19 protein-coding genes and 1 tRNA gene are annotated in these 18,997 nt (G+C 33.8%); 16 read left to right on the forward strand and 4 right to left on the reverse strand.

The features are described 5' to 3' along the window. Window positions 1-322: 322 nt before the first annotated feature. Window positions 323-397: transfer RNA gene (locus HKP48_RS11500), tRNA-Pro, on the reverse strand. A gap of 129 nt (window positions 398-526) precedes the next feature. Between HKP48_RS11500 and HKP48_RS11505 the strand changes: the two genes are divergently transcribed. The 16 genes from HKP48_RS11505 (at window position 527) to HKP48_RS11580 (ending at window position 16,102) form a co-directional block, all read left to right on the forward strand. Further along, window positions 527-2,836 carry a TonB-dependent receptor gene (locus tag HKP48_RS11505; protein WP_296345982.1) on the forward strand — a complete coding sequence of 770 codons (2,310 nt, stop codon included), beginning with the start codon at window positions 527-529 and terminating at the stop codon, window positions 2,834-2,836. Between the two features lie 38 nt (window positions 2,837-2,874). Continuing rightward, window positions 2,875-4,059 (forward strand): PQQ-dependent sugar dehydrogenase, encoded by a 1,185-nt coding sequence (locus HKP48_RS11510; protein ID WP_296345984.1) that lies wholly within the window; start codon window positions 2,875-2,877, stop codon window positions 4,057-4,059. Window positions 4,060-4,065: 6 nt separating this feature from the next. After that, window positions 4,066-4,521, forward strand: a complete 456-nt coding sequence (locus tag HKP48_RS11515; RefSeq protein WP_296345986.1) for a cytochrome c — start codon at window positions 4,066-4,068, stop codon at window positions 4,519-4,521. A 47-nt stretch (window positions 4,522-4,568) separates the two neighbouring features. Further along, window positions 4,569-5,174: a uridine kinase gene (gene udk / locus HKP48_RS11520; protein WP_296345987.1), complete on the forward strand. Its 606-nt coding sequence runs from the start codon at window positions 4,569-4,571 to the stop codon at window positions 5,172-5,174. Further along, window positions 5,175-5,501 (forward strand): septum formation initiator family protein, encoded by a 327-nt coding sequence (locus HKP48_RS11525; protein WP_296345989.1) that lies wholly within the window; start codon window positions 5,175-5,177, stop codon window positions 5,499-5,501. Further along, entirely contained in the window at window positions 5,494-6,840 is a 1,347-nt protein-coding gene (locus HKP48_RS11530) for a methylmalonyl-CoA mutase subunit beta (RefSeq protein WP_296345991.1), read from the forward strand. Before HKP48_RS11525 ends, HKP48_RS11530 begins: the two co-directional genes overlap by 8 nt. A 2-nt stretch (window positions 6,841-6,842) precedes the next feature. Beyond that, window positions 6,843-7,484 carry a hypothetical protein gene (locus HKP48_RS11535; RefSeq protein ID WP_296345992.1) on the forward strand — a complete coding sequence of 214 codons (642 nt, stop codon included), beginning with the start codon at window positions 6,843-6,845 and terminating at the stop codon, window positions 7,482-7,484. After that, window positions 7,484-9,610: a methylmalonyl-CoA mutase gene (scpA, locus tag HKP48_RS11540; protein WP_296345994.1), complete on the forward strand. Its 2,127-nt coding sequence runs from the start codon at window positions 7,484-7,486 to the stop codon at window positions 9,608-9,610. Before HKP48_RS11535 ends, scpA begins: the two co-directional genes overlap by 1 nt. Before the next feature lie 176 nt (window positions 9,611-9,786). After that, window positions 9,787-10,290: a hypothetical protein gene (locus HKP48_RS11545; protein ID WP_296345996.1), complete on the forward strand. Its 504-nt coding sequence runs from the start codon at window positions 9,787-9,789 to the stop codon at window positions 10,288-10,290. A 219-nt stretch (window positions 10,291-10,509) separates the two neighbouring features. Beyond that, window positions 10,510-11,274, forward strand: a complete 765-nt coding sequence (locus HKP48_RS11550; protein WP_296345998.1) for an AAA family ATPase — start codon at window positions 10,510-10,512, stop codon at window positions 11,272-11,274. Then, complete coding sequence (locus HKP48_RS11555) at window positions 11,274-12,176, forward strand: ParB/RepB/Spo0J family partition protein (protein ID WP_296346000.1); 903 nt, start codon at window positions 11,274-11,276, stop codon at window positions 12,174-12,176. The genes HKP48_RS11550 and HKP48_RS11555 overlap by 1 nt, the downstream gene beginning before the upstream one ends. Then, window positions 12,166-12,768, forward strand: a complete 603-nt coding sequence (locus tag HKP48_RS11560; protein ID WP_296346002.1) for a DUF5683 domain-containing protein — start codon at window positions 12,166-12,168, stop codon at window positions 12,766-12,768. The genes HKP48_RS11555 and HKP48_RS11560 overlap by 11 nt, the downstream gene beginning before the upstream one ends. Before the next feature lie 11 nt (window positions 12,769-12,779). Next, entirely contained in the window at window positions 12,780-13,481 is a 702-nt protein-coding gene (gene dapB, locus HKP48_RS11565; RefSeq protein ID WP_296346004.1) for a 4-hydroxy-tetrahydrodipicolinate reductase, read from the forward strand. Between the two features lie 63 nt (window positions 13,482-13,544). Then, on the forward strand, window positions 13,545-15,167 hold the full coding sequence (gene lepB, locus HKP48_RS11570) for a signal peptidase I (protein WP_296346006.1): 1,623 nt from the start codon (window positions 13,545-13,547) through the stop codon (window positions 15,165-15,167). 6 nt (window positions 15,168-15,173) lie between these two features. Further along, window positions 15,174-15,788, forward strand: coding sequence for a WbqC family protein (locus HKP48_RS11575; protein WP_296346009.1), 615 nt, complete (start codon window positions 15,174-15,176; stop codon window positions 15,786-15,788). Beyond that, window positions 15,788-16,102 carry a DUF6122 family protein gene (locus tag HKP48_RS11580; RefSeq protein WP_296346012.1) on the forward strand — a complete coding sequence of 105 codons (315 nt, stop codon included), beginning with the start codon at window positions 15,788-15,790 and terminating at the stop codon, window positions 16,100-16,102. Before HKP48_RS11575 ends, HKP48_RS11580 begins: the two co-directional genes overlap by 1 nt. Here HKP48_RS11580 and HKP48_RS11585 read toward each other — a convergent pair. From HKP48_RS11585 to HKP48_RS11595, 3 genes are all read right to left on the reverse strand, one after another. Beyond that, complete coding sequence (locus HKP48_RS11585; protein WP_296346014.1) at window positions 16,094-17,107, reverse strand: endonuclease/exonuclease/phosphatase family protein; 1,014 nt, start codon at window positions 17,105-17,107, stop codon at window positions 16,094-16,096. The two genes, HKP48_RS11580 and HKP48_RS11585, sit on opposite strands and share 9 nt — an antisense overlap. Window positions 17,108-17,298: 191 nt before the next feature. After that, the gene (locus HKP48_RS11590) at window positions 17,299-18,168 is read right to left on the reverse strand and encodes a rhomboid family intramembrane serine protease (protein ID WP_296346016.1); all 870 of its coding nucleotides are present in this window, start codon (window positions 18,166-18,168) and stop codon (window positions 17,299-17,301) included. 2 nt (window positions 18,169-18,170) lie between these two features. Continuing rightward, window positions 18,171-18,992, reverse strand: a complete 822-nt coding sequence (locus HKP48_RS11595; RefSeq protein ID WP_296346018.1) for a rhomboid family intramembrane serine protease — start codon at window positions 18,990-18,992, stop codon at window positions 18,171-18,173. Between the last annotated feature and the right edge of the window lie 5 nt (window positions 18,993-18,997).

Consider the following 18,997-nt stretch of genomic DNA (forward strand, 5'->3'; position numbering starts at 1 on the left):
AACTGTTAAGTACAAAAGAGTATTGCATTAAAGCATGTGTATGAAAATTTTACCTAAAAGGGATTCTTAGCAGTTTAATCTAAAATGTTGAAAACATGAACTTTAAACATAATTTATTCGTATGAAATTTATATAAGAAAGAGACCAAAAAAGAAGAGGTTATATCTTTCAAAAAGACAACATTACCAAAACCGTTGCAGGATTTGTAGCTTTTGCACTAATTGTATTAATAAGTGCTGTTACAATCTCAGGAATATATTTTAAAATCTAGTTTTAAAAAAACACATAAATAAAAAAGCTCAGTAAAACTGAGCTTTTTTTGTCGGGGTGGCAGGATTCGAACCTGCGACCTCCGCGTCCCAAACGCGGCGCGATAACCGGGCTACGCTACACCCCGAATTGATTATCTATTTAAGGAGTGCAAATATATACAAAATACAAGGTTTACCAAACAACTTTTCAAATCTATTTAACCTTAACAAATAATTTAGAAGACCTCCTTATTTATATCTGTTAATTTGCACTCATGTATATAACCAATAACCTAAAAATTATTACATCTAAAAATTTATTATCTATCGTTTTTTGCTGGTTTTTCCTGTCTGCTTATTCGCAGATTAAGGGAAAGGTAATAGATATAAATTCTGGGGTTGGATTATACGGCGTCAAAATCACTTCTGATTCTGAGGATACAACTTTTTCCGACCAATTAGGGCATTTTGAAGTTAAAGATTTAGGAATCTATACATTTAGTCGCATAGGCTACCAAGAAACCTTACAAATTTTAAATACTAATGAGTTTACCATAATTCAATTACAACCAAAGCTTTCAGAACTTAACGAAGTAATTATTGATGCCAATCACATACCTAAGTCGTTAAAAAAGTCTGTGGTTACTTCTACACTAATCTCAGAGAAGGATATTCAGCTTGGTAACGACATTAATATCTCTCAAGTTTTAAACAGAGCACCTGGACTCTTTATGCAAAGCGGTGCTTTAAACACCAATAGACTAACTATTAGAGGTATAGGTTCAAGAAATTTATTCGGCACATCAAAAATAAGAGCTTATTTTAAAGACATTCCTTTAACTGATGGTAGTGGCGCCACAAATATTGAAGATTTTGAACTCAATGCGATAGCTCAAATAAAAGTAACTAAAGGTGCTACTTCGAGCGTTTATGGCGCTGGTTTAGGAGGCACAATTCAACTTAACCCAACTAATTCTTATCTTCATAAAACATCTATAAATACAGAATTGACCGTCGGTTCTTTTGACCTTTATAAATCAACCATCAATTTTAACCACGGAACATCAAAACATAGTTTTAGAGGCATATATAGTAACACGTCTTCGGATGGTTTTCGAGATAACAACAATTATAATAGACAAACCTTCACCATAACTTCTAATCATTTTATAGACGATAAAGATGAACTTACATTTTTAGGGAGTTATGTCGACTTAAAAGCATTTATCCCAAGCTCTATCAATCAAGAAGTATTTTCTAATAACCCAAGTGCAGCCGCTTTTACCTGGCGGCAAGCTCAGGGTTTTGAAGATTCACAACGTGGTATTTTTGGAGCAACTTGGGACCATATTTACAACCCAAAACTAAAGCAAATCACGAGTATTTTTACTTCTTTTAGAAATGGTTATGAGCCACGTCCTTTTAATATTTTGGACGAAAGTACTTTTGCTTACGGTTTTAGGAGTCGTTTATTAGGAAATACCGACCTTTTTAAAAAACCACTCACCTACACCATTGGTGGAGAATATTTTAAAGACAATTACCAATCACAAACTTTTGAGAACTTATATCAAGATTTTTCTGCAGGAACGGGAAGTGTTCAGGGAAACGAACTTTCAAATTTTAAAGAGGACCGAAATTATTTTAACCTTTTTTTTGAGTTAAATTTTGAATTATCAGATAAAACATCACTAGTAGCAGGGCTTAATTATAATGAAACAAGCTATGAGTTAGACGATAATCTCCCTGTCTCAGATAATAATATTGACCAATCGGGAAGTTTTAAATTTGATGGTATATTTTCACCAAAACTTGGTATATCACATCTTTTAACAGAGAAGATTAGTTTATATTCTAATATCAGCCAGGGCTTCTCTCCTATTTCCTTAGAAGAAACATTACTGCCAAGTGGACAAATTAATAACAATTTAAAACCCGAAACCGGTTGGAATTATGAAGTAGGAACTCGTGGAATTGTTTTCAATAATAAATTACAATTTAATTTGGCCATTTACAGATTAGATGTCCGAAATCTTTTGGTTGCCAGACGCACTGCTGAAGACCAATTTATTGGCATTAATGCTGGACAAACACTTCATGATGGATTAGAGTTATCATTAAACTCAAGTATAATTGATAAGGAAAATTTTAAGTTAAGTAGTTTCTTCAATTACAGTCTTAACAATTATAAATTTGAAGATTTCATAGATGGTGAAAACGATTTTTCAGATAATAATTTAACTGGAATTCCTTCAAGCATTATAAATGCAGGTATAGACTTTTCAACCAAATTAGGTTTTTATGGAAATATCAATTTTCAATATGTGGGCGAACAACCCATAACAGATAGTAACAGCTTATTTAGTAAAAGCTACAGTTTAACTAATATAAAAATTGGTTACAAAAAGGTATTTAAAAAGATTAAACTCCATCTCTTTTATGGACTAGACAATATTTTTGATGAGGCCTATGCATCTCAAATATTAATTAACGCTACAGGGTTTGGTGGTAGTGTACCTCGATATTTTTATCCAGGAAATCCTATCAATTATTATGCAGGACTAAATATTAATTACGTTTTTTAGTTAAAATATAAGTAACTTTAAGCATAAAATTTTTCATCATGAAACAGTTAAAACTTATAGTTCTTGCTTGTGGTATTATTTTTTCAGCATGCGGTCAAAAAAAAGAAAATAATAATGATAACGTCTCAAGTAATACGACTGAAAAACAAATAGAAGTTGGTACAGAATCTTCAGTAAAAGCTGAAGCTGCTACTAATATCAATTATTCTACTGAGACAGTTGTACCTGACTTAAACATCCCTTGGGGAATGGCTTTTTTACCTGATGGCGCCATGTTAATTACTGAAAAAAGCGGAGAATTAATTCATTTTAAAAATGGAAAAAAGACTGTGATTAATGGACTTCCAGAAATATATCTCCGAGGACAAGGCGGATTATTAGATATAGAATTACATCCCAAATATGCAGAGAATGGATGGTTATACATTATACACGCTTCTCCAGATGGAGAAGGTGACGGTGGTAATACGGCATTATTGAGAGCAAAAATAGAAGGTGATAAACTTGTTAACATAGAACGTCTTTACAAAGCAGAACCAAACTCAAAACGCGGGCAGCATTTTGGCTCTCGTATAGAATTTGATAATGAAGGCTACTTATACTTTTCTATCGGTGACCGTGGCAACCGTGATGAAAATCCACAGGACATTACTCGTGATTGTGGAAAAATTTATAGACTCAACGATGATGGTTCTATACCTAAATATAATCCTTTTGTAAACGAAGTCAATGCAAAAAAAGCCATATTCAGTTATGGACATAGAAACCCTCAAGGAATGGTAAAACATCCAGAAACTGGGAAAATTTGGATTCACGAACATGGACCAAAAGGTGGTGACGAAATTAATGTAGTGCAAAAAGGTAAAAACTTTGGATGGCCTGTGATTAGTTACGGTATTAACTATAGCGGTACAAAATTTACAGATGAAACAGCTAAAGCAGGAATGCAACAACCGCTATTTTATTGGGTGCCTTCGATTGCGCCTAGCGGGATGGATTTTGTAACATCCGATAAATATCCTAATTGGAAAGGAAATCTATTGGTGGGTGCTTTAAAGTTTGAATATCTAGAACGTCTTGTTATTGAAAACAATAAAGTAACTAAACGCGAAAAATTGCTAGAAGGCATGGGACGCGTAAGAAACGTGCGCCAAGGACCAGATGGTTATATCTACGTAGCTATAGAAAATATCGGTATTGTAAAGATTGTACCAAATTCATAAAAATTTATGAGATTAAAATTGATTATAGCCTTTCTTATTTTAAGCACGACGCTCTTAAGTTGTAATGATAAAAAGACAGAAGTCTACTATGGTAAAACAAATAAAGTTACATCTTTAGAACAATCGCCTTTAGAAAAAAGCATCAAAATTGGAAAAACTATTTACACTGATATGTGTGTGGTTTGTCATCAAGCCAACGGAAAAGGCGTACCAAAAGCGTTTCCACCATTAGCAAATTCCGATTACTTACAAGACAATCAAAAAGCCAGTATCATTGGCCTTAAGAAAGGTATGAAAGGTGAAATTATTGTCAATGGAAAAACCTACAACAGTTATATGGCTCCACTTGGACTTGGTAATGATGAAATAGCACACGTTATGAATTATATTAACCACACCTGGGGAAACAATTTTGCAGACATGCTTACTGAAGAAGAAGTGACAAAAGTCATCAAAAAATAAGCTTATTTGGCTAACTTTGCACTTCTAACAAAATCAAATCTATAGAAATGCTTATCATAGGAATTGCTGGAGGTACAGGATGCGGTAAAACTACGGTAGTTAATACACTTACAGACCAACTACCAGAAGGCGAAGTTGTCGTAATTTCACAAGATTCTTACTATAAGGACACCTCACACTTGAGCTATGACGAACGTGTAAAAATTAATTTTGATCATCCACATTCTATAGATTTTGAGTTACTGGTTCAACATCTTAATCAGCTAAAGAAGAATAAACCTATCGAACAACCAGTTTATTCTTTTGTAAAGCATAACAGAACTGGAGACACCATACTTACAAAACCAAGAAAAGTAGTCATTGTAGAAGGTATTTTAATTTTGACTAATCCAGAAATTAGAGATTTATTTGATATTAAGATATTTGTTCACGCAGATAGTGATGAGCGCTTAATACGACGACTAAAAAGAGACATTAAAGAGCGCGGAAGAGATATCGATGAGGTTTTAACAAGATATCAAACCACGTTAAAACCAATGCATCAACAGTTTATTGAACCTATGAAGGAATATGCAGATATCATTATACCTAACAATAAATACAATACGGTAGCAGTTGATATTGTAAAAACTATTATTAACGAGCGCTTGTAGATGGCAAAATTTAACAAAAAATATCTCAAACCATTTAAGAATTTCTATGTACTTGGTCTCATAGCTTTCGTAATTTGGATGCTGTTTTTTGATACACACTCTTGGCTGTTGCACCGAGATTTAAACAAAGACATTGAAGCACTTGAAAATGAAAAACAGTATTATAAAAATGAAATGCAGAAAGACGAGAGAGCCATTAAAGAATTGAGTACTGAAGAAGGTATTGAAAAGGTGGCGCGAGAAACCTACTACATGAAAAAGCCTAACGAAGAAATTTATATCATAGAATACGAAGATAGTATTCCGAAAACTAAAGATGATGAGTAAATCCCTATTTAAAGATTTTAATTCTGTGTCTTCCAAAGAGTGGAAACAAAAGATACAAGTCGACTTAAAAGGTGCCGATTATAACGATACATTAATTTGGAAAACTGCTGAAGGTATTGATGTAAAACCATTTTATCATGCTGATGAATTTGATGAACTTCCGAGTATTTCCAATACAAAAGCAATAGATTGGAAAATAAGTCAAAGTATTACGGTAATTGATGTAATTAAGGCTAACACAGAAGCTAAAGACGCATTAGCAAGAGGTGCAGAACATATTATTTTTAATCTAGAAACAGAAGATGTCAATATAGTAGATTTAGCAAAAGGAATAGATTCACAAATTCATCTCAATGTCAAAAAATTGACAAACACCTTAATTCAACAGGCTACTAAAAACAATAACATATCTATTAATAATGACACTATAGGTTACCTTGGCAAAACAGGTAATTGGTTTCACAATCTAAAAAAAGACCACTTGGTTTTAGAAGAAAGTATAAAAAACACTAACAAACTTTATATAGATTTAAGCCATTATCAAAATGCCGGTGCAACTAACGTTCAAGAACTAGCCTATGCTTTAGCCCATATTAATGAATATCTTAATCATTTTGAAAACAAAAATTGGTCTCTAAGTGAAGTCGAAGTAACCTTCAATATTGCTATAGCAGGTAATTACTTTTTCGAAATTGCCAAACTTCGTGCACTACGAAACTTATGGCATACACTTTCTAAAACCTTTAACGCCAATTCGGATTGTAAAATAATTGCTACTCCAAGCAAGCGTAACAAAACTATATACGACTATAACGTCAATATGCTTAGAACAACTACAGAATGCATGAGTGCAATCTTGGGAGGTGCTAATATAATTTGTAATCAACCGTATAATTATTTATTTCAAAATTCTACAGAATTTGGCGAACGTATTTCTCGTAATCAGTTGTTAATTTTAAAAAGTGAAAGTTATTTTGATGCTGTAAATAATCCTTCAGACGGTTCTTATTATATTGAAAGTTTGACGAACCAACTTGCTGAAAAAGCTTTAGAATTATTTAAAGATATTGAAAAGAACGGTGGCTTTTTAAGTCAATTAAAAGAAGGTACTGTTCAACGAAAAATAAAAGAAAGTGCTTCAAAAGAACAAAAGGCTTTTGACAAAGGAGAAATTACACTTTTAGGAACAAATAAGCATCCAAATTCAACCGATCAAATGAAATCTACGCTCGAAAAAGAGCCTTTTCTTAAAGTTGAGAAACGCAAAACACTAATTGAACCCATTATTGAAAAAAGATTGTCTGAAAAATTGGAAATCAAAAGATTAAAAGAAGAATAAATATGATATCAAAAAAATCAATAGTTATTTCATTATTAAGCTTAGTCTTTATTCTACAATCTTGCAAAGAAAATAGTAAGCTTCAAAATATTCTCGATAACGAAGAACCGACAACGACCCTTATTGGCAACAAACATATTCTAGAGGAGGACGGTATCCAACTGCAATTACCCGAAGATTTTAAGCGTTTATCAGTTGCAGAATATTCGAAGATTTTAAATCAGAAAAAGAACAGAACAAAATTTAATATTGAGCGTGAAGAATTAAAAAATGTTAGAAGTCTTAACGGCAATAGTTATATCTTTTTCAACGAAAAAAATAATTCGAGCTACTACATAAATACTATTCCTTATTCTGAAATAAAAAAAGATGATGCCCAAAAACTTTTGGGTATTATAAGACAAAACCAAAATGATGTCTCAAAGAAAAGTAAAGTTAAATTCGATAGATTAACAGCTAAATTTAAGTCCACAACTGGAGCTCAAATTTTTAAGGCGATTTTTAAAGCTGAGTTTGAGAAAACAAAAAATACGCAGTATCAACATTCGTACTTTATAAATTCTAACGAAAAGTCAGTACTGCTAACACTGATTACATCTAAGGAAATAAACTTTGACAAGTACATCGAGAAAATGATATTTTAATGAAACGAAAAGATATTCAACATATAACACTTGAAGAATCGCAGCCTAAGGATATCAATTCTAAAAAGCAAGATACCTTTCAAACTGCTGAAGGAATTACTCTAAAACCAACATATTCTAAAGACGATCTAAAGAAATTAGAGCACCTTAACTTCGGTGCAGGTATAGCACCAAACCTTCGTGGTCCATACTCAACAATGTATGTTCGCAGACCTTGGACTATTCGGCAATATGCTGGATTTTCAACTGCAGAAGAAAGTAATGCCTTTTACAGACGTAACTTGGCTGCTGGGCAAAAAGGATTGTCCGTTGCCTTTGATTTAGCAACTCACAGAGGTTACGACTCTGACCACGAACGTGTGGTTGGTGATGTTGGTAAAGCAGGAGTAGCCATCGATTCTGTTGAGGATATGAAAGTGCTCTTCAACCAAATACCTCTAGATAAAATGTCAGTTTCAATGACCATGAATGGTGCCGTTTTGCCTATCATGGCATTTTATATTGTCGCTGCTGAAGAGCAAGGTATAAAACCTGAACAGTTAGCCGGAACTATTCAAAATGATATTTTAAAGGAATTCATGGTCCGTAATACCTACATTTACCCACCGACACCTTCCATGAAAATAATCTCGGATATTTTTGAATACACGAGTAAGAATATGCCACGCTTTAATAGCATCAGTATCTCAGGATACCACATGCAAGAAGCAGGTGCTACTTGTGATATTGAGTTAGCTTACACCTTAGCAGATGGTCTAGAGTACATAAAAAAGGGGCTGGAAGCTGGTATGGATATCGATACGTTTGCACCTCGCTTATCTTTCTTTTGGGCGATTGGCATGAATCATTTTATGGAAATTGCCAAAATGCGTGCTGCTAGAATGCTTTGGGCAAAATTGGTAAAACAATTCAATCCCAAAAATCCTAAATCTTTAGCCCTACGTACGCATTGCCAAACTTCGGGCTGGAGTTTAACGGAACAAGACCCATTTAATAATGTTGCACGAACCTGTATCGAAGCTTCTGCAGCCGCTTTTGGTGGTACACAGAGTTTACACACCAATGCTTTAGATGAGGCTATTGCACTCCCAACAGACTTCTCTGCCCGCATTGCAAGAAACACACAAATTTATCTTCAAGAAGAAACGCATATAACCAAAACGGTTGATCCTTGGGCTGGCAGTTATTATGTTGAAAAACTGACAAATGATATCGCTCAAAAAGCGTGGCAACACATCAAAGAAGTTGAAGATTTAGGCGGAATGACAAAAGCCATTGAAGCTGGAATCCCAAAATTACGAATAGAAGAAGCCGCTGCCAGAAAGCAAGCGCGAATAGATTCTAGTCAAGATATTATTGTAGGCGTTAACAAATACCGCTTGAATGAGGAAGACCCACTTCATATTTTAGAGGTAGATAACCAGACTGTTCGTTTACAACAGATTGAACGTTTAAATCAAATTAAAGCAGACAGAAATTCGTCTGAAGTTAATGCAGCATTAGCAAAATTGACACAGGCAGCAAAGTCGGATGAAGAAAATTTATTAGCTTTAGCAGTAGATGCAGCTCGTAAACGCGCTACTCTAGGTGAAATTAGCGATGCTCTTGAAGCAGAGTTCGGACGTTACAAGGCTCAAATAAAATCATTCTCAGGTGTGTATAGTAAAGAAATAAAAGACGACAATAGCTTTAAGAAAGCACGAGAATTGGCAGACCAATTTGCAGAACAGGATGGTCGACGTCCTCGTATAATGATTGCAAAAATGGGACAAGACGGTCACGACCGCGGAGCTAAAGTTGTAGCAACAGGTTATGCAGATGTTGGTTTTGATGTCGATATTGGTCCATTATTTCAAACACCAAAAGAAGCTGCTAAACAAGCGGTAGAAAATGATGTACATGTTTTAGGAGTTTCTTCTCTAGCAGCAGGTCACAAGACCTTAGTACCACAAGTCATTGAAGAACTAAAGGCTTATGGTCGTGATGACATCATGGTCATTGTAGGTGGCGTTATCCCAAAACAAGACTACCAATATTTATTTGATGCTGGTGCAGTAGCTGTTTTTGGCCCTGGAACAAAGATTAGTGATGCTGCAATTCAGATTTTAGAGATATTAATCGATTAAACATAATACTAACTCAAAGAATATAAGATATAGCACTCAAATAAAATTTTTAATGAAAAAAGTAATTATCACCCTAAACATTTGTTTTTTCACTTTTTTTGGATATACCTAAGAGGATTACATGACTACAATTACTTAAAAATCTTGTGAATGCCTAAACAAGAAAGACATCCAAAATGCTAGTAGTAATAATGAAAAAAGCATTGTTGCTAGGAAATTGTATGATTGAGGCATCAAAGCCTTATTCTGAACAACTTATCCATGATCATAATATTGATTTTGCAAGAATCGATAAGCAAGGCGAAAGACTAGGACAACTAATTGGCGCCAAAATGGCGTCTGTATGTCCCACAGAACTTATGGATTTCGCTAAAAACATGTCTAAGTCTTCAATTGAAGAAAAAGAAAATAAAACTGATACTGAAAATAAAATTAAAGGTGTAATTACAAGTATAGAAACTAAAGACTTTGTAACTATTACAATAAAAGAGCCTAATGGTAATTTTTCAACATATTTATGGCTATATAAGCCCAAAAGTTACTTGGATTTAATCTCAAACTACAAGAACCTAAATAATAAAAGTATCTTATTATCTTTTGAAGAACAAGAATTATTTGACTGGAGAGCTAGTGCTTATCGTATATTCAAGGTAATTAAAAGCATAAATTATTCGAATTAACAATATCTTTAAATATAAAAAAATAAGAAATACCACACTATATATCTTTAGTTGATATAGGTGACAAGTTTAAAATACTTAACATTCACATCTAACCAGTTAATCAAATAAGAGGACATCAGATTTGTAGTTTTTTTTGATTGCTCTTATGTTAACAACTTACATTTTCAAAACCCATAAATAATCGTATTTTTAAGCCCTTAATAAACCTAATCATTAATGGGCAAAATCATAGCCATAGCAAACCAAAAAGGTGGTGTTGGTAAAACAACAACCTCAGTAAACTTAGCAGCTTCCTTAGGCGTTCTGGAAAAGAAGGTTCTTCTAATCGATGTCGATCCACAAGCTAATGCTAGCTCAGGATTGGGTATTGATGTAGATGCTGTTGAAGTGGGTTCATATCAAGTTTTAGAACATACTAAAACCGCTAAAGAGGCTATTTTAACATCTAACGCACCTAATGTAGATGTGATTCCTGCGCATATAGATTTGGTAGCCATCGAGATTGAACTTGTAGACAAGGACGAGCGTGAGTATATGCTAAAAAAAGCGCTTACCAAAGTCAAAGAAGACTATGATTACATCATTATGGATTGTGCACCATCATTAGGATTGCTAACATTAAATGCATTAACTGCCGCAGACTCTGTTGTTATACCAATTCAATGTGAATATTTTGCGCTAGAAGGTTTAGGAAAATTACTAAATACGATAAAAAGTGTCCAAAAAATTCATAATGAAGCTTTAGATATTGAAGGTATGCTACTCACTATGTTCGATTCGAGATTACGACTATCTAACCAAGTTGTAGAAGAAGTCCAAAAGCATTTTAGCGATATGGTTTTTGACACTATTATCCAAAGAAATGTACGTTTAGGTGAAGCTCCTAGCTACGGCGAAAGTATTATCAATTATGACATAAGCAGTAAAGGTGCTGTAAATTATCTTAACTTAGCGAAGGAAATTATCAAAAAGAATTTATAATGGCGAAGGCAACAAAAAAACAGGCGTTAGGTCGTGGACTTTCAGCATTACTAAAAGACCCAGACAATGATATAAATTCTGCACAAGATAAAAATGCAGATAAGGTTGTTGGTAATATTGTTGAATTAGATATTGAAGATATTGAGTTAAATCCCTTTCAACCAAGAACAAATTTTAATGAAGAAACACTTCGAGAATTAGCATCTTCAATTCGCGAATTAGGTGTTATCCAACCTATAACTGTTCGTAAATTAGCCTTTAACAAGTACCAACTAATTTCTGGTGAACGAAGATTTAGAGCCTCAAAACTAATTGGTAATACAACAATTCCTTCTTATATCCGTATTGCTAATGACCAAGAGTCTCTAGAAATGGCTTTGGTTGAAAACATTCAGCGCCACGATTTAGACCCTATTGAAATCGCATTATCTTATCAACGTTTGATTGACGAAATTCAGCTAACACAAGAGCAAATGAGTGAACGTGTTGGTAAAAAACGCTCTACCATAGCTAATTATTTACGTCTTTTAAAATTAGACCCAATCATCCAAACAGGAATGCGAGATGGTTTTATCACTATGGGACATGGTCGTGCAATGATAAATATTGAAAGTCAAGTAGACCAATTAGAGGTTTATGAAAAGATAATCACTAATAAATTATCCGTTAGAGCTACTGAGGCTCTAGTTAAAAATCTCAATAACCCCAAAGAGTCTAGTCAGAAATTAGAGCAAACTGAGTTGCCAAAACCTATAAAAAAAGGAATCAAAGAGTTTTCGGAATACTTTGGTCATAAAATTGACGTTAAATTAGCGAAGAATGGAAGTGGTAAAATTTCAATTCCTTTCCATTCCGAAGAAGATTTCAGTCGTATTATTAAACTCGTAAAAAGTGCTAAATAAGCCATTTATCCTATTATTTGTCTGTCTTAGTTTTTCAGTATTTTCTTTTGCTCAAATAAAGAGAGATAGTACTATAAGCACATCTGTCGAGGACTTAAAATTGGACCAAACGCTTCTTAGCAAAAGAGAAATTGATCCTTTGCGCCCATCAAAAGCAGCGTTTTATTCTGCTATTTTACCTGGATTAGGGCAAGCTTACAATAAGAAGTATTGGAAGGTACCAATTGTACTAGGCGCCATAACTACAGGTGTTTTGGTTTATGATTTTAATAACAACCAATACAACCGCTACAGAGATGCTTTTAAGCGTCGTTTAGCTGGATTTACCGATGACGAATTCTTCGGTTCAGGAACAACACCTCTTATTTCTAATGACGGACTAATAAGAGCCCAACGTCAATTTAGACGAAATAGAGATATCGCAACGTTGGTGACTGTTGGTATTTATGTACTTAATATTATTGATGCTAATGTAGACGCCCACTTATTACAATTTAACGTGGATGAGAATCTGGCAATGCGACCTCATTTTCAGTACAACCCAATGGAAGACTCTTCTGATATAGGAGTCACGGTTAATTTCAAATTTTAGACTTACAGCAAATGAAGATAGCTTTACTTGGTTATGGTAGGATGGGGAAAATTATTGAGCATGTTGCCACAGAACGTGGGCATTCGATTTCTATAAAAGCCGATAGTAAGACCAAAACTCTAGATTTTTCTAATACCGATGTGGCTATAGACTTTAGCCTTCCATCGACTGCTGTTTCTAACATCAAAGCTGCTTTAGACAATAGCATCCCCGTAATTTCGGGAACAACAGGCTGGTTAGATAATTACGATGCCATTGTATCATATTGCACATCTAAAAATGGTGCTTTTTTATACGCTTCAAACTTTAGTTTAGGCGTTAATATCTTTTTTGAAGTCAATCACGTTCTAGCAAAACTTATCGGAAATTATCCGAATTACAAGTTGAATATTGGAGAAATCCATCATACTCAAAAACTAGATGCCCCAAGTGGAACAGCTATTACATTAGCTGAAGACATTATAAAAAATTCAGACTATCAAAACTGGACTATGGAAAGCCCTGGTGATAATGAAATTGAGATCGAAGCCAAACGAATTGTTGATGTTCCTGGAACACATGTAATTAATTACAATTCTGATGTAGATTCTATACAAATAAAACACACGGCACACAATCGCGAAGGTTTTGCATTAGGTGCTGTTATTGCCGCCGAATGGATTGCAAATAAAAAAGGAATCTTTAGCATGAAAAACGTCTTAAATATTGGTTAATTTGCATAATAATTGAAACAATTAATACTATTTTTCTACCAACTGTAGAACAAAACAACATATATGAACTGGACAGAGTGGTTAATCTTTTTTTTAATAATACAAGTTATTCATGGACTTGGCACTTGGAAGCTTTACCTAAAAGCAGGAAGACAGACTTGGGAAGCTTTTATTCCTGTATACAACGCTGTAATTCTTATGAAAATAATAACGCGTCCTTGCTGGTGGGTTATTCTTATTTTTCTACCAATTGTTAACCTAATAATGATTCCTGCCACTTGGGTAGAAACCGCAAGAGCTTTTGGAAAAGACTCTAAATTAGATGCGTTATTATGTGTTGTAACTCTAGGATTTTACCTCTACTATCTTAACTACATTGATAATGTTAATTTTGTAGAAAACAGACGTCTTAAACCAAAAACGTCTACAGGCGAGTGGATAGCCTCTATCCTATTTGCTATTGTTGCTGCTACTATTGTACACACCTACTTTTTCCAACCTTTTGTTATTCCGTCGTCTTCATTAGAAAAATCACTTTTAGTTGGGGATTTCTTAATTGTTAGTAAAATTCATTACGGCCCGCGTTTACCAATGACAACAGTTGGTGCTCCAATGGTACATGACACTATTCCTGTTTTAGGTGCAAAGTCGTATTTGTTTGACGACCAATATGAAAAGAGAAACACCTCTTGGAAAAATTTGTTACAACTACCCTACTTTAGATTTCCTGGATTTCAAAGTATAAAAAATAACGATTACGTGGTCTTTGGACAGCCGGCAGATACGCTAAGGGATATGAATGATTTTATTCCCGACCGTAACTACTATAAGCCTATTGATAAAAAAACCAATTTAGTAAAGCGTTGTGTAGCCATACCTGGAGACACACTTGAAATAAAAGATGGTTATGTTTATATCAATGGCAAAAAGAATGAAATCCCTGGAAGAGGAGAACTTCAATTTTCTTACGATATTGAATTTAAAAACCCATTACGCACTCAGGGAGATATTAATAGAATTTTAGCTTTACTAGACCGTGCAGATATTGATGATGGTCTTATACAAACCCCAGAAGGAACATACAGATTAAATGCAGCATCGGATAGAGCCATTGCTCAAATAAAAAATCATCCTGAAGTTTTATCTATTAAAAAGAATCTTCAAGATAAAGGGACGTATCGTGGCACATTCCCTAGAGATCCTAATTACTCATGGAATGTTGATTATTTTGGTCCATTATACATCCCAAAGGCAGGAACATCTACAAAATTAACCGTTCAAAATCTACCTATTTATGATAGGCTGATTCAAGAATATGAAGGTCATAAGGTTTTTGCTCGCGGCAACGAAGTTGTCTTAGACGGAAAAGTCGTGGACTCCTACACATTTAAAAAAGACTACTATTGGATGATGGGAGACAACCGCCATAATTCTATTGATGCTCGTGCTTGGGGTTTTGTCCCTTTTGACCATGTCATAGGTAAACCTGTATTTATTTGGATGAGTATTGATGGTATTAATGACGGTCTTAAAAATTGGCGTATACGCTGGGATAGAGTGTTCACGACTGTTAATGGTGACGGTGAACGCACCTCCTATTTAATTCCGTTTTTAGCTATTGTATTTGGTTTGACATTCTTTAACCGATGGCGTAAGAAGAAAAAGGCCAAAACTGAGCAGAACTAAAAACCAATGCTACTGCATCCCACATACTTCCCGAACATTGCTCATTTTGCAACAATGGCATCAAGTGATACATTTGTTTTGGAGGTAAGCGACAATTACCAAAAGCAAACCTTTAGAAATCGTTGTGACATTTATGGTGCCAATGGTAAGCTTGCTTTGACTATACCTGTATCTTATACTCAGAAAAACCGTCAACAATATAAAGATGTTAAGATTTCAAAAACTGAGAACTGGCAATTACAACACCTAAAATCACTAGATTCGGCATACAGAATGTCTCCGTTTTATGAATTTTACATTGATGATTTAATGCCTATTTTTGAAACTAAATTCAAATATCTTCTTGATGTAAACTTGAAATGCTTAGAATTACTTTCAGACACCCTTGAAATAGATTTAAATTATCGTCTAACTGAAGAATTTATTAATCCTGAAGGGAATTCTAACGACTATAGGCATCTATCAATTATCAAGAAATCTACTGAATTCAATTTCGATGTTTACACGCAAGTATTCACAGAAAAACATGGTTATTTAAACAACCTTAGTATTTTAGACCTTCTCTTTAATGAAGGACCAAACACTATTGTTTATTTAGAGAAGCAAACATTAAACTTCTAATGCTTCAGACTTTTACACATTACGGTATACACTTTCTTGGTCCATTGATTGTGGCTCTTATAGTCTTCAAAAAACAGTGGAAAAGAGCTTATATCATAATGCTTTTAGGGATATTAATAGATTTGGACCATTTACTAGCTAATCCTATGTTTGACCCTAACAGATGTAGTATTAATTTTCATATTCTACATAGTTACTATGCCATTGCATTTTATGTATTCTTAACTTCATTAAAATCAACACGTCTATTAGGCTTGGGTTTAGTCATACATATAATAGCAGATACTGTAGACTGTAGTTTTATGCTACTTTAAAATGGTTTTTATAGGATAATGGTCAGAGAGTTCAACATCGTAATTTTTAAAACCATTAACTGTAAAATCTTTATCGACCAAAATAAAATCAATACGCAAAGGGAGCTTATTAAAGTCGTAAGTTTTACCAAAACCATTACCCGCAACTTTGAATGCATCTTGTAAATCGCCTTTAATCTTATCGTACACGTAAGAGTAAGCCGTATTATTAAAATCGCCACTGATGATGACTTTGTAAGGGCATTTAGACATATGTGCTAAAACCTGTTCTGCTTGCGATTGCTGGATTTTAAAAACATCGCCAATTCGTTTAGTTAATTGTTCAGAGCCTTCCTTTTGCAAATCGCTAACCTTAGGACTGACTTTTATGGATTGCAAATGTACGTTGTAAACTCTTATTGTATCCTTTTGCTTCACAATATCGATAAAAATAGCATTATTAGAGGTATTTGGAAATGAAATTGAACCCTTATTAACTATTGGGAATTTTGAAAAAATAGCTTGACCGCTTTTAACTTTTCCGTCTGATACGTTTTCAAATTTTTGATAACCTTTTAAAGCAAAAGCTTCATTTTTATGATATTCTTGAAAACAGATGATAGAGGGGTTTTCTGATTTGACAAACTTTAAAATTTCAGAATCAATAGTCGAACTTGACAACCAATCAAAAAGATTAAAAAGTCTAATGTTATAATTCATCACCGAGAAATTATCGGTATCCTCTGCTATTTTAGAGCCTGTAAATTTATAAATAGATGTGATGTAATTGAAGCCTAGAAGAAGAACAATTAAGGACAATAATAACTGCTTTTTTATATTAAGTAGCCAATACAAAAAGAATAATATATTCAGAAAAATTAAAACGGGCACGGCTAAACTTAATACAGCAAGAAGCGAAAAACTTTTTGGCGGTATGTAAGGAAGAATATAAGCAAACAATAAAAGGAAGGCCGCCAAAGAATTGACAAAAAAAATGAGTCTATCAAAAAATTTGAGTCCTTTCATGTGTTTATATTTATTGTTTTTTAGGACACATGCTGTTCGCTATTAATCATTCCTTTGGGTGATAATATGTTTAGCATGCTCGTTTCATGTGTTTATATTTATTGTTTTTTTTAGGACACATGCTGTTCGCTATTAATCATTCCTTTGGATGATAATATGTTTAGCCGTGCTCGTTTCATATTATTCTGCAACTACTTCCCTGCCTTAAACAGAAACTCTTTCTCTTTTGCTGTAAGACTTTCGTAACCGCTTTTACTTATTTTATCAAGGATAGCATCAATTTGCTTCTGCTTATCTATCGTATTAGAAGTACTTTTGGTCTTTCGTGAACTCGTCGAGGTTGATTTTTTTCTGTGAACAGTTTTCAACTTTGATTTTGGTTTAAATAAACCAACGAGGTTATCTACCATTCGTTCAAAACCTTTTCCAATATCTGAACCTTCCATTAATTTTTTGGCATAGTAAAAACCTAATAAATAACCACCGATATGTGCCACATAGCCTCCCGAATTTAAACCTAATAACATCCTAAAAATATCTAAACCAACAAATATAGCTGCCAAATATTTCCATTTGATATTGAAAAGATTAAAAAGTCTTATCTCTGTATCTGACATGTATGTCGCAACAAATAAGAGTAAAGCTGCGACACCAGCAGAAGCGCCATTAAGCACACCTCCTGCTCCAAAAAAATTTGTAGGCCATAAGTTTGCAATGGTCATAAAAAGTACACCACCGACAATAATTCCTAAAAAATAAACATTAAGTATGAGTTTGGGTCTAAACAAATTAACAGCTGTCCTAGATAAATAGTATAAAAACAACATGTTAAATACCAAATGCCAAAAATCAAAATGTAAGAAACCATACGTAACTATTGACCACGGTTGCCATAGAAAATCCACAAAATCTGCAGGTAAAACAAAAAAGCTGAAAACACCTGAAATTTTAAACACCCTAAAAAGTATGACCAAGATAAAGATGATAGCATTTACCACTATAATCTTCCCAAAACTATTGAGATTATTGTATTTGTATTTTAAATGTTGAAATGTGCTCATAATTAATTCCAACGGTATTTATCCATACTATTTTTCTTCCAGTACCACATAATCAAAAAACCAATAACAGCACCACCGACATGCGCCATGTAAGCGGTATTACTTGGACTAAAAAAAGACTGACCTGTAATTGCTGATATAATATCTAAAATAATAATACCAGGTATAAAGTACTTTGCTTTGATAGGTATAGGCAAGAAAATCAACATTAATTCGGCATTAGGATTCATCATACCAAATGCTGCCAATATTCCCATGATACAACCCGAAGCACCAACCATAGCACTCTTGGTTATAACATTCATCTCAAACAAAGCCGTAAAGTTTTCCTGAGTAACTGAGCCAGAATAACCATATTCATTTAATAAGGGCATCATACCACGTTCTAATAATTCGCCTTTAAGGAAATTACCTTCGCGTATGTCTAAATTCAATATTTTATTTAAAAGATCACAATTAAGATTCATATTACTAATGGCTTGTAAAGATTGATAATAATCGACGTAATAATATCCAAGCTGAAATAAAAGAGCTCCCAAACCCGCAGAGAAATATATAAATAGAAAGCGTTTTGCACCAATCTGACGCTCAACTTGTGTTCCAAACATCCATAACGCAAACATATTGAATAACAAATGAGCTCCACCACCGTGCATAAACATATGTGTGACTATTTGCCACGGCATAAAAGCATCATTCTTTGGAAAATAGAGCGTAAACCACTCATTAAAAGATTGTCCATTACCAACAGTCAATGTCCCTATGAACATCACCACATTAATAATAAGTAAATGCTTAACTGCGTCTGTTATTGTTAATCTCATAATTG

Source organism: Winogradskyella sp. (assembly GCF_013042245.1).
Taxonomy (GTDB): Bacteria; Bacteroidota; Bacteroidia; order Flavobacteriales; family Flavobacteriaceae; genus Winogradskyella.

What these genes read in the sequence shown, in the direction of transcription:
- lepB (WP_296346006.1), top strand. Translation starts at nt 13,545, where the DNA reads ATGAACTGGACAGAGTGGTTAATCTTTTTTTTAATAATACAAGTTATT.
- HKP48_RS11555 (WP_296346000.1), top strand. Translation starts at nt 11,274, where the DNA reads ATGGCGAAGGCAACAAAAAAACAGGCGTTAGGTCGTGGACTTTCAGCA.
- HKP48_RS11545 (WP_296345996.1), top strand. Translation starts at nt 9,787, where the DNA reads ATGCTAGTAGTAATAATGAAAAAAGCATTGTTGCTAGGAAATTGTATG.
- scpA (WP_296345994.1), top strand. Translation starts at nt 7,484, where the DNA reads ATGAAACGAAAAGATATTCAACATATAACACTTGAAGAATCGCAGCCT.
- HKP48_RS11585 (WP_296346014.1), bottom strand. Translation starts at nt 17,107, where the DNA reads ATGAAAGGACTCAAATTTTTTGATAGACTCATTTTTTTTGTCAATTCT.
- udk (WP_296345987.1), top strand. Translation starts at nt 4,569, where the DNA reads ATGCTTATCATAGGAATTGCTGGAGGTACAGGATGCGGTAAAACTACG.
- HKP48_RS11595 (WP_296346018.1), bottom strand. Translation starts at nt 18,992, where the DNA reads ATGAGATTAACAATAACAGACGCAGTTAAGCATTTACTTATTATTAAT.
- HKP48_RS11590 (WP_296346016.1), bottom strand. Translation starts at nt 18,168, where the DNA reads ATGAGCACATTTCAACATTTAAAATACAAATACAATAATCTCAATAGT.
- HKP48_RS11535 (WP_296345992.1), top strand. Translation starts at nt 6,843, where the DNA reads ATGATATCAAAAAAATCAATAGTTATTTCATTATTAAGCTTAGTCTTT.
- HKP48_RS11525 (WP_296345989.1), top strand. Translation starts at nt 5,175, where the DNA reads ATGGCAAAATTTAACAAAAAATATCTCAAACCATTTAAGAATTTCTAT.
- HKP48_RS11575 (WP_296346009.1), top strand. Translation starts at nt 15,174, where the DNA reads ATGCTACTGCATCCCACATACTTCCCGAACATTGCTCATTTTGCAACA.
- HKP48_RS11550 (WP_296345998.1), top strand. Translation starts at nt 10,510, where the DNA reads ATGGGCAAAATCATAGCCATAGCAAACCAAAAAGGTGGTGTTGGTAAA.
- HKP48_RS11580 (WP_296346012.1), top strand. Translation starts at nt 15,788, where the DNA reads ATGCTTCAGACTTTTACACATTACGGTATACACTTTCTTGGTCCATTG.
- dapB (WP_296346004.1), top strand. Translation starts at nt 12,780, where the DNA reads ATGAAGATAGCTTTACTTGGTTATGGTAGGATGGGGAAAATTATTGAG.
- HKP48_RS11510 (WP_296345984.1), top strand. Translation starts at nt 2,875, where the DNA reads ATGAAACAGTTAAAACTTATAGTTCTTGCTTGTGGTATTATTTTTTCA.
- HKP48_RS11515 (WP_296345986.1), top strand. Translation starts at nt 4,066, where the DNA reads ATGAGATTAAAATTGATTATAGCCTTTCTTATTTTAAGCACGACGCTC.
- HKP48_RS11530 (WP_296345991.1), top strand. Translation starts at nt 5,494, where the DNA reads ATGAGTAAATCCCTATTTAAAGATTTTAATTCTGTGTCTTCCAAAGAG.
- HKP48_RS11505 (WP_296345982.1), top strand. Translation starts at nt 527, where the DNA reads ATGTATATAACCAATAACCTAAAAATTATTACATCTAAAAATTTATTA.